Source organism: Microbacterium sp. NPDC089188, from assembly GCF_040685155.1.
GTDB lineage: Bacteria > Actinomycetota > Actinomycetes > Actinomycetales > Microbacteriaceae > Microbacterium > Microbacterium galbum.
Window position 1 is genome coordinate 460,697 of sequence record NZ_JBFBHH010000002.1, and the last position, 12,933, is coordinate 473,629.

Below are 12,933 nucleotides of genomic sequence, written 5' to 3' on the forward strand. Positions count from 1 at the left end.
ACTGCGCTGTATTTCGGTACAGCGCTGCATGTGGAGACTGCGCTGCATTGCGGAACAGCGCTGCATGGGGACACTGCGCCGCATCTGAACACTGCGCTGAATGTCGGCACGCGCATTTCGGCAGTGCGGCGCCTATCGAGAGGATGGCGCGTGTCGGCCGGGTGGCGCGTTTCGGCCGGGTGGCGTGGACGCTCCGGCGGCGTTTGCGCTCAGGTGGCGTCGGGGCTCAGGCGGCGGGTGAACGCGCCTCTCCGTACGGGACCAGGGTCCAGCTGCGACGGACTCGCAGCACCTGTACCCCGCAGACTCCTCCTCGGAGAAAGAAGAAGGGCCCCCGCTGGGCGGGAGCCCTTCTCAATGATGCGATGGTCGGGGTGACAGGATTTGAACCTGCGGCCTCGTCGTCCCGAACGACGCGCGCTACCAAGCTGCGCCACACCCCGTTGCAACTTGAAAAGTCTACCCTGCCGCGGGCCATGCTCCGAACCACGCGGACCTTCGGGCGCGCCGCTCTCTGCGGGCCGGTCGCTCGCCCGCCGCGATCGGCGAGCGAGCGACGGGCGGGCGGCGGCTCGCCCCCGGCGGACCGCCGCCCGGTGTCGTCAGGGGCGCAGGGTGCGACGCCGGCGCGCGAACGCCCAGGCGACGGCCGCGAGTCCCCCTGCCGTCGTCATGACCCCTATCGCGCCAGGGAGCGCCGTCGCGGGCGTCCCCGTGGCGGCGAGGGAGGCGAGCGGGGCCGGGGCCGACGGGGGGAGCGGCGGGGTCCCGGCGGGCGGGGGAGTCGGAGCGGTTGACGCCGTGGGCGGCGCGGGCGGTGCGACCTGCTCCGTCTGGGTGGGGGAGGCGAAACGCTCCACCCAGAGGTAGCCCCGAGGGAGGTGCGGCGAGACGGCGGCATCCTGCGCCTCCCGATCGATCCTCCAAACGGCGGTGTACACGCCGGGGCCGTGCAGCTCGGCGCTTCGTACCGTGTAGGTGCCGGCGCCCAGCGCGGGGTCGGTCGTCAGGCTGAGGTGCGAGACGGGGGTGAGATGGGCGGGAATCTCAGCGGCTTCGGCGGGCCAGGCGCCGGTGCGATAGATATCGGCCGTCGCGGTGATCGGCACGAACGACCCGTCGCCGCGCCGAGGCCAGACCCCCTCGGGGGACGACACCGTGACCTCGTCGACGAACCGCCCTTCCGCGACCTGCGCGGTCGTCTCGAGGCGTGGCGAGAACTGCACCGGTCGCGGCGTGGCATCCGCCGCCGAGAGGTCGAACCGCTCGGGATCTGCCGGTCCCGCGGATTCCTGCTGACCGGGGGTGGAGTAGAAGCGGACGGCTGCCGCCGGGACGGTGAAGGAACCCGTCGCGTGAACGGTGTAGGGACGCCCATCGTCGGAGGACGAGGCGGGGGCGATGATCGGGTGGACCTCACCGCCGTGGACGTTCTCGTGAACGGAGGTTCCCGTGTCGGCGAAGACCGCGTTCTCGAGCCGCACCGTGCCCGTCGCGGCTGGATCGACGTCGACGGTGAGGGAACCACGGGTCGGGTCCGCCTCGTCGGTCCCGAGCGCGAGGGTGCCACCGACGCGGGGAACGGGCACGGCCTCGGCCTCGGCGAGGTACCGCATCGTCCGCTCCTGGATCGCACCGCTGTTCTCGGGGCTGGCGCGGCGCATGATCCAGTCGATGGCGCCGGGCAGGTCGTCTCCCTCGTACCCCCACGAGTGAAGAGTGGTCTGCCGGTCGACGATCGCCTTCACGGCCCAGCCGACGCTCGCGGCCTGCACGGGGTCGTCGGTCTGGCCATAGGTGGTCACGAGATGGTTGATCGACGCGAGCTGCTGCGGCGAGAGACCGTTGACGTCGCTCGATGTGCCGTGATCGGTCGTCGCGTCGGTGGCCACGGGCAGGCCCGGATGGATGCAGTACGTGTGCACATCTCCGACGCGCATGGATCCGTGCCAGCCGGTGCGTGAGAGCGGCGCCCAGGTGCCGAAGCCCGTGCCGCGCTCGGCGGCCTGAGCGGCGGGTGCGACGGCGAGGCTGCCGAGGAGGACCGCGAGGAGGGCGAGTGCGGCCGGCAGACGACGAAACGACGGAGGCGGATGGTTCATGAGGGATTCCCTTCGATCGAGGAGTTCGATCGTCTGGGAATCGCCCGCCCGTGCGCACGAGAAAGGGACCGATCCGTGGACGGATCGATCCCTTCTCCGGGTGGGGAGGAAAGGTCAGCGCGGCAGCAGCGTGAGCAGGCTCGCCTCTGGGCGGCAGGCGAAGCGCACCGGGGCGTAGATCGAGTGCCCGAGGCCGGCGCTGACGTTGAGCGGGACGGTACGCCCCGCCGCGGTCCACTCGCTCAGACCGCGCGCCTGATCGAGGGGGAGATCGCAGTTGGAGACGAGGGCCTTGCTGCTGAAGGGGATCCTCACCTGACCGCCGTGCGTGTGCCCGGCCAACAGCACGTCGGCGCCGAACTCGACGAAGGTGTCCAGGGTTCGGCGATAGGGAGCGTGCATGACCCCCAGCGTGAGGTCGGCGGCGGGAAGCGCTGCCAGCACCGGCGGGATGAGCTCGGGCTTGTCCCACTTCCGGTGGGCATCGTTCACGCCGAAGGCGGTGACCCGCAGGCCCTTCACCTCGACCGACACCGCGGTGTCATCCAGAATGCTCCAGCCGAGATCGTCGGTGAAGAACTGATCGAGGGCGTCGACGTCGAGGTGCTTGTGGGCGGGGAGGTTGCCCGAGGGGCCCAGGAAGTAACGGAGCGGATTGCGAGGAGCGGGCTCCTGGAAGTCGTTCGAGCCGTGCACGACGAGGCCCGCGACACCGCGGAGAGGGGCGAGGGCCGCGCGGATACCGGTCAGACCGTCGCGGTGTCCGAGGTTGTCGCCGGTGTTGACGACGAGATCGGGCGAGAGCTCCGAGAGTCGTGCCATCCACTCCTGCTTGCGATGCTGCCACGGCGCCATGTGCGCGTCGGACACGTGCAGGATGCGGAGCGGCTCCGCACCCTTGGGGAGCACGCGCAGGGCGTGGTAGCGCACCGTGAAGAGGTACCGCTCGACACCCATTCCCCACACGGCTGCCCCGACGGCGGCCGCCCCCGCGACCCCGAGGGGCGCGAGGGCGGCCTTCATCACCGGACCGGTCACGAGGGGCAGTCCTTGGCGACGATCGTGAGGGCGATGTTGGTGCTCTTGTTCGCGGAGGAGCCGCCGGCGGGGTTGGTCGAGACGACCTGTCCCTCTGCGGGCGCCTTCTCGTCCTTCGCGCACGAACCGATGGAGACCGTGCCGTAGCCCGCCGAGAGCATCGCCGCGCGGGCGGAACTCACCGGTTGGCCGGCCACGTCGGGCACGGTTCCGCCCTGGCCGTTGCCGGGGCTGAGCGTGATCACGGAACCGGCCGGGGCGGATCCGCCGCCGGGGTTCTGCGCCGCGACACGGTCGTTACCGAAATCGGCGTCCACCGGGTCGCCGACCGAGACGCGGAAGCCCGCGTTCTCGAGCGTCGAGCGAGCGCTGTCGATGGACTGACCCACGACGTTCGGCAGATCGCGCTGCTGCGTGCGCAGGGCGTTCGAGGGCGGGTCGGGGAAGCGGTCGCCGCCGTAGAACTCGTCGGCCGCGCTCTGGGTCGCCCGGGCGATCGAGTAGCGCATGTCGGAGAGCTGCTGTCCGTTCCAGTACTTTCCGAACAGCGTCTCGATACCGCGCCAGTTGCCGACCCAGACCGCCGTGGTGACCTTGGTCGACGACTCGATCATCCAGGTGTTCCAGCCCTCGTGCGTACCCGTCTTGCCGAGCACGGGGGTGCCGTCGTACGGGTTCGCCGAGGAGCCCGTACCGCCACTGGCCATGACACCCTGCAGGGCGTAGCCGACCGAGGCGGCGACGTCGGAAGTGAGGGCGGGCGAGCACTCGCGCACAGGGGCCTTCCGCTCGGCGCCGTCGCTGTCGGTGACCTTGTCGATCACCTTGGGCTGGCAGTGCGTGCCGCCGTTGGCGACCGTGGCGTAGGCACCCGCCATCGCGAGAGGCGACACCGGGTCGTTGCCGATGACGTTGTTCGCGACCGCCATGTCGATGTCGGTGCCGTTGCCGCGCGTGACGCCGAGCTTCTTCGCCGTCTTGGCGATGTCGCAGAGGTCGAGCTCGGAGGCCATCGCGAGGTACCCGGTGTTGAGCGAGTCCCGCGTGAAGCGAAGCGGTGTACCCACGTATCCCTGACTGTTCCCGAAGTTCTGGATGATGTCCTTCTTGTTGAAGTTGATCCAGTCGCCGGTGCACGAGTTCGTCATGTTCGGCACGGGGCCCAGACGACCGTTGAGGTTCTCGTTGAGCGAGTGCCCCTTCTCGACCCAATCGACCAGGGTGAACAACTTGAACGTCGATCCGGCGTTGAAGCCGTCGGAGCCGCCGTAGGTGCTGTCGCCGGCGAACACGATCGAGTTGTACGACGGGTCGGCTTCGGCCTGGGCCGGGTCCTGGGTGAACTTCGTGTTCTGCGCGATCGCGAGGACGCGGCCGGTGCCGGCCTCGAGGCTGACCGCCGTCGAACCGAAGTCCATGTTGGCGTACATGGCGGGCGCGTTGTCGTTCATCGCCTGCTGCGCGGCATCCTGAACACGCCAGTCGAGGGTGGTCTGGATGGTCAGACCGTCCTGACGGAGAGCCCGCACGCGATCGTCGGTCTCGGTTCCGAAGGCGGGGTCGTTGAGGATCGTCGCGACGACGTACTGGCAGAAGTAGGGCGCAGCGGAGACGACGCAGCCCTGGTCGGTCGAGGTGATCTGCGGGGTGATCGGCTCGATCGCGAACTGCACGTACTGCTCGTGCGTGATCTTGCCGTCCGCCTCCATGCGGCTGAGCACGTAGAGCTGACGGCCCTTCGTCTCGCTGTAGCCGTCGGCGGCGTTGACGAGCTGCTCCTGCGTGATCTCGCCGTTGTCGCGGAGCGTGTACAGCGCCTGGATGGTGCCCTGGTCGACGTCGTCGATCGACCCGTCGGGCGCCTTGTTCCACGCGGTCGTGCCGTCGTTGATCGAGCCCTCGGGGATGTCGATACGGAACCGGTTGGGGTTCTGCACCATGCCCGCGAGCACCGCGGCCTGCCCGACGTTCAGCTGCGAGGCCGGGACGTTGAAGTAGCGCTTGGCCGCGGCGTCGATGCCGTAGGTGACACCGCCGAAGTTGGCGATGTTGAGGTAGCCCAGAAGGATCTGGTCCTTCGTGTACTCCTTCTCGAGCTGCACGGCGTAGCGCATCTCCTGGAGCTTGCGCTGGTAGCCCGCGGCGCCGTCGGACTGGATCGCCTCGAGAGCGCACTTCTGCAGGGCCTCGTCGCGCGTCATGGCGGGCGTGGTGTCGGTCGCCTCGACGGCCTTCGCGTCGCGCTCGCAGCGCTGGACCAGCACGTTCTTCACGTACTGCTGGCTGATCGAGGATCCGCCCTGGGTCTCGCCGCCCGAGGCGTTGCTGAGCAGGGCACGCGTCGTTCCGATGAGGTCGACACCGCCGTGCTGGTAGTAGCGGGGGTCTTCCGACGACAGGATCGCGTCGTACATGACGGGGTTGACCTGGTCGAAGGTGACGGGGGAGCGGTTCTGGTCGAAGAACTTCGCCAGCACCTGGTCGCCGGCCATCAGCGTCGTCGGCTGCATGAGCTCGTCGGGCTGCAGGTAGCTCGGCATCTTGTCGAAGATCGTGATCGCGCTCGACGCGGCCGCGCCGGAGACGGCGATGGCCGGCGTCACGGCGGCGGTGACGAGGAGTCCGGCGACCGCGCTCAGGCCGACGAGGCCGACGATGCCGCCGAGGGCACCGCTAGCCGTTCGTTTGTTCTCGGGCATAGGGTTGATGCTAAGCGACGTTGCTGGGCGATGCCTCGAAGGCGTGCGCTCGCGCGCGCACGTATCCGATTCCGCGCGCGAGATCCACGCGCGCGGCGACCGCCGGGGAGCCGTCACATGACCACGTGGGAATACCTCACCACGCCGCTGCTGATCCACAACACCGCCGCGATCCTGAACAACTGGGGCAAGCAGGGCTGGGAGCTCGTGCAGGTGGTGACCGGCCCCGAGGGCGGTCTCGTCGCCTACTTCAAGCGCCCCGTCGGCGGCGGAAGCGCCAACGCCGGTCTGGGTGCCGCCGAGGCGGCAGCGCGTCAGTTCGAGGGGCAGCAGTGAGCGTCAGCGAGCGGTTGGCCGCTCTGGGCGTCGAGGTCCCTTCGGTCGTCCCGCCGGTGGCGTCGTACATCCCCGCGAAGCGCCACGGCGACCTCGTCTACACCTCGGGTCAGCTGCCCATGGTGCAGGGCGCGCTGCCGGCGACCGGCAAGGTCGGCGAATCCGAGGGTCTGGTGACCCCGATGGATGCCAAGGGATACGCCCGACAGTGCGCGCTCAATGCCATCGCGGCCGCGGCAGCCCTCGTCGGAGGTGTCGACAACCTCACCGGCGTCCTGAAGCTGACCGGGTTCGTGGCATCCGTCCCCGACTTCACCGGGCAGCCGGGAGTCATCAACGGAGCGAGCGAGTTCCTCGGCGAGGTGTTCGGCGAGACCGGCGCGCACGCGCGGTCGGCCGTCGGCGTGCCCGTGTTGCCGCTGGACAGCCCGGTCGAGGTCGAGGTGATCTTCACCGTCGCCTGACGACGTGATCGTGGAGGGCCGTGGACGCGGATGACGTCCACGGCCCTCCGGCGTTCCTGCGGCCGCTTCGGTGCGGCGAGGCGGGTCCGGCACCACGGGTGACTCGGCTGATTCAGAAGGAGCGAGGAGGACGATCGCCCTCGTGACCCCTCCTTTCGCGGTGACCGGTTCCGTGCTGACGCACCCTCCCGCACGCCTGCGGAGGCAGGCGGCGATCGCCGTCGCGACCATCGTCGGCCTGGTCCTGGTCGGCTTCCTGCTGCGCCTGACCGAGATCGATGTCGCCGCGTCGGCGGCCCTCCACCACCTCCGAGGGGGTGCGCTCCGGTCGACCGCGGAGGCGTTCTACCTCGCCCTCAAGCCGATGCCCGCGGCGATCATCATGCTCGCGGCGACGGCCGCGGTGGCCGGTCTGACCCGCTCGTGGCGGCCGGCCGTCGTCTTCCTGGGAGCGGTCGCGGTGACGTGGGGCTCGGCCGAGGCGGTCAAGGTCATGGTCGGCCGTCCGCGACCGGGGATGAGCGAGGCGGCGATGGCGACGATCGGACGGGCCGCCGACGCCTCCTTCCCGAGCGGTCACGTCGCCTTTACCGCGGCCTTCGTCGCCGCGTGCGTGTGTTTGGCATGGGGGACCCGGTGGCGTTCGCTCGTGATCGCGATGGGCGCTGTCCTCGTCGCGGGCATGACCGCCGCCGTCGTGATCGAGGGCGTGCACTACCTCGGCGACGCGGTGGCATCCCTCGTCTGGGCGGCGGGGGTGTTCCCGGCCGTGCGCGGGGGATGGGGGGTGGCGGTCGCGAGGGTGGATGCCGGGATGCGACGCCGTCGCGCGCGCCGGGTCGTCTGACGCGCGACGCGCGGGGGCCCGGGGGAGCCGCCTCGGAGGAAGGGCCGGCCGGGGACACCGCGGACGCGGCATCCCCGGCCGGGGAGTGTCACTTCACCTGGGCGCTGATGACGCTCATGACGGCGGTGTCGGCGAGGGTCGTGGTGTCGCCCACCTCGCGTCCCTCCGCGACGTCACGCAGCAGGCGACGCATGATCTTGCCGGAGCGGGTCTTCGGCAGCTCCCCGACGATGTAGACGTCGCGCGGGCGCGCGATGGGGCCGATCTGCTCTCCGACCCACTTGCGCAGTTCGTCGCCGAGGCCCTCGACGGGGTTCTGCTTCAGGTAGCGGCTCTTGACGATCACGAAAGCGACCACCGCCTGGCCCGTGGTCTCGTCCGATGCGCCGACGACGGCCGCCTCGGCCACGCCCTCGTGGCCGACCAGGGCCGACTCGATCTCGGCGGTCGAGAGACGGTGCCCCGACACGTTCATGACGTCGTCGACCCGGCCGAGCAACCACACGTCGCCGTCGTCGTCGAGGCGGGCCCCGTCGCCGGCGAAGTAGTAGCCCTTCTCGGCGAACTTCTCCCAGTAGGTCTCGCGGTAACGGTCCGGATCGCCCCAGATTCCGCGCAGCATGCTGGGCCAGGGCTCGGTGACCACGAGCAGCCCCCCGCTGCCGTTGCCGACGGGTTCGCCGGCATCGTCCACGACGGCGATCGAGATGCCGGGCAGGGGCACCTGCGCCGACCCCGGCTTGGTCTCGGTGACCCCGGGCAGCGCCGAGATCATGATCGCGCCCGTCTCGGTCTGCCACCACGTGTCGACGATGGGCGTCTCGTCGGCGCCGATGATCTCGCGGTACCAGACCCACGCCTCGGGGTTGATGGGCTCACCGACCGAGCCGAGCAGGCGCAGCGACGACAGGTCGAAGCTCTGCGGCACGTCTCGCCCGATCTTCATGAACGACCGGATCGCCGTCGGGGCGGTGTAGAAGACGGTCACGCCGTGGTTCTGGATGAGTTCCCACCAGCGACCCGGGTGAGGCGTGTCGGGCGTGCCCTCGTACAGCAGCTGAGTCGCGCCGTTGGCGAGTGGACCATACGTCACGTACGTGTGCCCGGTGATCCAGCCGATGTCGGCGGTGCACCAGTAGACGTCGGTTTCGGGGTGCACGTCGTGAACGACCCGGTTCGTGAACGCGGCCTGCGTGAGGTAGCCGCCGGAGGTGTGCAGGATGCCCTTCGGCTTCCCCGTCGTGCCCGAGGTGTAGAGGATGAACAGCGGTGTCTCGGCGGGGAACGCCTCGGCCTCGTGCTCGGCGGAGGCCTGCGGAACGGCGTCGTGCCACCAGATGTCGCGGTCGGCGTTCCACTCGACCTCGTTCTCGCCGCGCTTGACGACGAGCACGTGCTCGACCGTTTCCTGGATGCCGGAGCCGTTGCGGTCGGAGAGGGCCTGGTCGACCGCGGGCTTGAGGGGGGAGACCTTCCCCTTCCGCCAGCCGCCGTCGGCGGTGATGACGACCTTCGCGCCGGCGTCGTCGATGCGTGCGCGGAGGCTGTCGGCCGAGAAGCCGCCGAAGACGACCGAGTGCACGGCGCCGATACGGGCGACGGCGAGCATGGAGGCGATGGCCTCGGGGATCATCGGCAGGTAGAGCGCGACGCGGTCCCCGCGCTCGACGCCGAGGTCGAGGAGCACGTTGGAGAGGCGCTTGACCTCGTCGGTGAGCTCCGCGTAGGTGACGTTGCGCTGGTCGCCGGGTTCGCCCTCCCACCGCAGCGCGATGCGATCGCCGTTCCCGGCCTCGACGTGCCGGTCGAGGCAGTTGTAGGCCACGTTGAGCTCGCCGTCGGCGAACCACTCCGCGAACGGGGGGTTGGACCAGTCGAGCACCTGCGTGAACGGCGTGTGCCAGTGCAGCTCGCGCGCTTGATCGGCCCAGAAGCCCTCGCGGTCGGCGGCCGCGCGCTCGTACAGACTCCGGTCTGCGACGGCGCTCTCGGCGAAAGCGGCCGACGGTGCGAACCGCCGGGTCTCGTTGAGGAGGTGGTCGATCTGGCTGCTCATCGCGGCGCTCCTTCGCGTTCACGTCACGCCGCGTCGATGCGCGGCGTTCTACCCGGGTCACGCTAGCGACCGCTCTGCACCGGGGCCACCTCCGATAGTTGGGATCGGCGCCGCCCGGGAAACAGGTGATATATCGCGATGAATAGGTCGCGAGAGTTGGCCCGGCTCATCGGCGCGCGTACTCTAGGAACGCCCGAACATCGCTTCCGGCACTCGCGTCGGGGGGAGCCCCCCAATTTTCCTCCGGCGCGCGGCGGCATCCCTCGCCCCCCACTGTAGGGATGCCGCCCCCTTCTTTCCCGGGCCCTCGCGCCCCTCCTCCCCAGCGAGGAGATCCGGGCCGTTGTCCACGGATGCCCGTCTCCGCCCCGTGCCGGGGCTCCGGCGATGCCTACCGTCGTGGTCGTGGCATCCCTCCCTTCCCCCGCACGCATCGCCCCGGCCGAATCCCGGCCGGCGGCGCAGGACGACGGCGCGGTCGCGGTCGACGACGACGCCGCGGTGACCTTCCTCCGCCCTTTCCTCGACGACCCCCTCGTCACCGACCTTTTCATCAACGGAGAGGACGGCCTGTTCGTCGATCGGGGCGCGGGAATCGAGCGCGTGGCGTCGTGGCGGGCGACCGAGACGGAGGTGCGCCGTCTGGCGGTCCGGCTGATCGCGCGAGGCGGACGGCATCTCGACGATGCTTCTCCGTGCGTCGACGTGCGCTGGGAGCGGGGCGTCCGGGTGCACGCGGTACTGGCACCCGTCGCCGCCCGCGGGACGACCATCTCCATCCGCGTCCCCCGGTGGCATGCACCCGACCTCGCGCTGCTGCAACGGACCGGGATGCTGTCGGCCGCGCAGCGCGAGCGTCTTGAGGACTTCGTGGACCGACGCGAGAACGTACTCATCACGGGGGCGACGGGCGCGGGGAAGACCACTCTGCTCTCCGCCCTGCTGTCATGCGCGCCCCCGACGGAGCGTGTCATCACCATCGAGGAGGTGGCGGAGCTGCGCCCCGCGCATCCTCACCACATCGCCCTCGAGGCCCGCCAGGCCAACATCGAGGGAGCAGGCGGCATCCCCCTCGCGCGGCTCCTAAGGGAGGCGCTGCGCATGCGGCCCGATCGTCTCGTTCTGGGAGAGTGTCGCGGCGAAGAGCTGCGCGAGCTCCTGATGGCCCTGAACACCGGACACGACGGGGGCGCCGGCACGCTCCATGCGAGCAGCCTCGCCGACGTCGCGACGCGTCTGGAGGCGCTGGGCGCACTCTCCGGAATGGATGCCGTGACCACGGCGCGGCAGGTCGTGAGCGCCGTCGGCGCGGTGGTGCATGTCGAGCGCTCGGACGGACTCCGACGCGTGACAGCGTGGGGGCGCCCCGTCCTGCGCGGCCGCCGACTGACCATCCGCCCGCAGGAGTGGTCGTGACGGCGCCGCGGACCGACCCGTACGCGATCGTGGTGCGGCTCGCGGTGCTGCTGGGCGGTGGCGCCGCGCCCGCCCTGGCGTGGCAGCACCTGGCAGCGGGAGGGGACCCCGCCGTGCTGGCCGCCGCCCGAGCCGCCGAGGGCGGCGATGACGTCGGCGTCGTGCTCACCGCCGCCGGAGGGGCATGGGCCGACATCGCCGCCGTCTACAGCGTCGCCGTCGAGACGGGCGCACCGTTGGCGGAGACGCTCCGTTCCGTCGCGGGGGCCCTTCGCGATGCAGCCGAAGTCACCTCGGACGTGCGTGTCGCGGTGGCCGAGCCGCTCGCGACGGCCCGCCTGCTCGGCTGGCTCCCCGTTGCCGGCGTGCCGTTGGGGATGCTTCTCGGAGCAGATACCGTCGGCACGCTCCTCGCCGATCCGATCGGACGCGGGTGCCTGGCCGGCGGAGTCGCCCTGGTCTTTGCTGCGCGCGTCTGGACGCGGAGGCTGGCGCGGTCCGCGCGTCCGTCCGCGTCGGTGCCGGGCCTCGAAGCCGAGTTGTGGGCGGTCGCGCTCTCCGCGGGCGCGTCCCCCGAGCGGGCCCGGACCGTGATCGCGCGCCGCGCGCGCAGCCCCGGCGAGTCCGGGACGCGTGCCATCGACGAGACGCTCGACCTGGCGCTGCGAGCCGGCATCCCCGCCGCCGAGCTGCTCCGCGCCGACGCCTGGGCGTCGCGTCACCGGGCACGCACCAACGGTCGAGAGGCGGCCGCGCGCCTGTCGACGCGGCTGCTCCTCCCGCTGGGCATCTGCACCCTGCCCGCGTTCCTCCTGCTCGCCGTTGCGCCGATCGTGCTCGGCCTGCTCCGCTCCGACGTCGTCCCCTGACCACGTCGTCGACCCGAATCCCTTTGAAGAACAAGGAGAACCCATGTCCGACCTCGACCCCCGATCCCTCTTCACCCGCGACACGTCGCCGTTCCCGCTGCTGACCGGAGCCGGCGCGCGACGCGTGTTCCTCGACGAGCGCGGCGCCGCCACCGCGGAGTACGCCATCGCGACGATGGCCGCTGTCGCTTTCGCCGGGCTGCTCGTCGCCATCATGCGCAGCGACGAGGTGCGCGGCATCCTCACCGACCTCGTTCGCCGCGCGCTCACCGTGCAATGACGACGCCTGGTCGGTCGCGGGCGGGCTCGAGCGTCCCGCCCGGGGAGCGGAAAACGGGCGCGGGGTGGAGACTCCCGCGGGGAGGGTCTGTCACGGCCGCGGGTACGAGCGTGCAGCGGGAGGATCGGAGTGCGACCGGGATCCCGCTCTCCCCGCTGGGGGAGCGGGGCGCGGTCGCGGCCGAGTTCGCCGTGACCCTCCCCGCCGTGCTCCTCGTCCTGGCGCTCGGGGTGGGGGTGCTCGGCACGGCCATGACGACGCTCCGTCTGCAGCAGGCGGCGACCGAGGGAGCCCGGCTCCTCGGTCGGGGGGACGACGCGGGGGCGTCGGCGGCGCTCGCCGCGGCCGGCGGCTCGATGACCGTGATGCGCGGCGACGGTCTCGTCTGCGTGTCGACGTCGGCGACGCGCTCCATCCCGATCGCCCTTCCGCTCCCGCCCGCGGAGGCGCGGGCCTGCGCCCTCGACGGCGGCCGCTGATGGCGGGCAGCGCGTCGACCGTCGGCGTCGTGGCGGTCGTCGCCGCCCTGACGGTGGCGGTGGCCGCGGTCGGCGGTGCTGCGGTGACGGCGCGGCGGGTGGCGGGGACGGCGGATGCGGCGGCTCTCGCGGCGGCCGACACGGCCAGTGGTGCGGTGACCGGCTACCCGTGCGACGCGGCCGCACGGGTGACCGCCGCAGCGGGGTGGGAGCTGGCGGAGTGCCATGTCGACGGCCTGGTCGCCACGGTCACGGTCGCCGGGGCGTACGGTGGAGTTCCCCTCGATGCGCGCTCGCGAGCCGGACCTCCCGTCGTCTCGAGCCCGTGAGACCTCCCGGAACCCGAA

The 12,933-nt window shown here is 71.1% G+C and carries 12 protein-coding genes and 1 tRNA gene; 8 read left to right on the plus strand and 5 right to left on the minus strand.

Annotation, left to right across the window (positions count from 1 at the left end; genetic code table 11):
* Positions 1-366 precede the first annotated feature (366 nt).
* The 4 genes from AB0N80_RS08335 to AB0N80_RS08350 form a co-directional block, all read right to left on the minus strand.
* Positions 367-443, minus strand: a tRNA-Pro gene (locus tag AB0N80_RS08335).
* A 159-nt stretch (positions 444-602) separates the two neighbouring features.
* Positions 603-2,102 carry a hypothetical protein gene (locus AB0N80_RS08340; protein ID WP_363578438.1) on the minus strand — a complete coding sequence of 500 codons (1,500 nt, stop codon included), beginning with the start codon at positions 2,100-2,102 and terminating at the stop codon, positions 603-605.
* Between the two features lie 114 nt (positions 2,103-2,216).
* On the minus strand, positions 2,217-3,125 hold the full coding sequence (locus AB0N80_RS08345; protein WP_363578644.1) for a metallophosphoesterase: 909 nt from the start codon (positions 3,123-3,125) through the stop codon (positions 2,217-2,219).
* A gap of 11 nt (positions 3,126-3,136) precedes the next feature.
* Complete coding sequence (locus AB0N80_RS08350) at positions 3,137-5,839, minus strand: transglycosylase domain-containing protein (protein WP_363578439.1); 2,703 nt, start codon at positions 5,837-5,839, stop codon at positions 3,137-3,139.
* Between the two features lie 117 nt (positions 5,840-5,956).
* Here AB0N80_RS08350 and AB0N80_RS08355 point away from each other — a divergent pair, with 117 nt between their 5' ends.
* The 3 genes from AB0N80_RS08355 to AB0N80_RS08365 all read left to right on the plus strand — a co-directional run bounded on the left by AB0N80_RS08355 (position 5,957) and on the right by AB0N80_RS08365 (position 7,486).
* Positions 5,957-6,175 carry a hypothetical protein gene (locus AB0N80_RS08355; RefSeq protein ID WP_108317699.1) on the plus strand — a complete coding sequence of 73 codons (219 nt, stop codon included), beginning with the start codon at positions 5,957-5,959 and terminating at the stop codon, positions 6,173-6,175.
* Positions 6,172-6,639, plus strand: coding sequence for a RidA family protein (locus AB0N80_RS08360; RefSeq protein ID WP_363578440.1), 468 nt, complete (start codon positions 6,172-6,174; stop codon positions 6,637-6,639). The genes AB0N80_RS08355 and AB0N80_RS08360 overlap by 4 nt, the downstream gene beginning before the upstream one ends.
* 142 nt (positions 6,640-6,781) lie before the next feature.
* Positions 6,782-7,486 carry a phosphatase PAP2 family protein gene (locus AB0N80_RS08365; RefSeq protein ID WP_363578441.1) on the plus strand — a complete coding sequence of 235 codons (705 nt, stop codon included), beginning with the start codon at positions 6,782-6,784 and terminating at the stop codon, positions 7,484-7,486.
* A gap of 88 nt (positions 7,487-7,574) precedes the next feature.
* Here AB0N80_RS08365 and acs read toward each other — a convergent pair whose 3' ends face one another.
* Positions 7,575-9,542 carry an acetate--CoA ligase gene (gene acs, locus AB0N80_RS08370; protein ID WP_315994860.1) on the minus strand — a complete coding sequence of 656 codons (1,968 nt, stop codon included), beginning with the start codon at positions 9,540-9,542 and terminating at the stop codon, positions 7,575-7,577.
* Between the two features lie 501 nt (positions 9,543-10,043).
* Here acs and AB0N80_RS08375 point away from each other — a divergent pair.
* The 5 genes from AB0N80_RS08375 to AB0N80_RS08395 all read left to right on the plus strand — a co-directional run bounded on the left by AB0N80_RS08375 (position 10,044) and on the right by AB0N80_RS08395 (position 12,915).
* On the plus strand, positions 10,044-10,958 hold the full coding sequence (locus tag AB0N80_RS08375) for a TadA family conjugal transfer-associated ATPase (RefSeq protein WP_363578645.1): 915 nt from the start codon (positions 10,044-10,046) through the stop codon (positions 10,956-10,958).
* Positions 10,955-11,827, plus strand: a complete 873-nt coding sequence (locus AB0N80_RS08380; RefSeq protein WP_363578442.1) for a pilus assembly protein TadB — start codon at positions 10,955-10,957, stop codon at positions 11,825-11,827. Before AB0N80_RS08375 ends, AB0N80_RS08380 begins: the two co-directional genes overlap by 4 nt.
* A gap of 43 nt (positions 11,828-11,870) precedes the next feature.
* Positions 11,871-12,107 (plus strand): DUF4244 domain-containing protein, encoded by a 237-nt coding sequence (locus AB0N80_RS08385; protein ID WP_363578443.1) that lies wholly within the window; start codon positions 11,871-11,873, stop codon positions 12,105-12,107.
* A gap of 110 nt (positions 12,108-12,217) precedes the next feature.
* Complete coding sequence (locus AB0N80_RS08390) at positions 12,218-12,586, plus strand: TadE family type IV pilus minor pilin (RefSeq protein WP_363578444.1); 369 nt, start codon at positions 12,218-12,220, stop codon at positions 12,584-12,586.
* Complete coding sequence (locus AB0N80_RS08395) at positions 12,586-12,915, plus strand: Rv3654c family TadE-like protein (RefSeq protein ID WP_363389985.1); 330 nt, start codon at positions 12,586-12,588, stop codon at positions 12,913-12,915. The genes AB0N80_RS08390 and AB0N80_RS08395 overlap by 1 nt, the downstream gene beginning before the upstream one ends.
* The last annotated feature ends 18 nt before the right edge of the window (positions 12,916-12,933 follow it).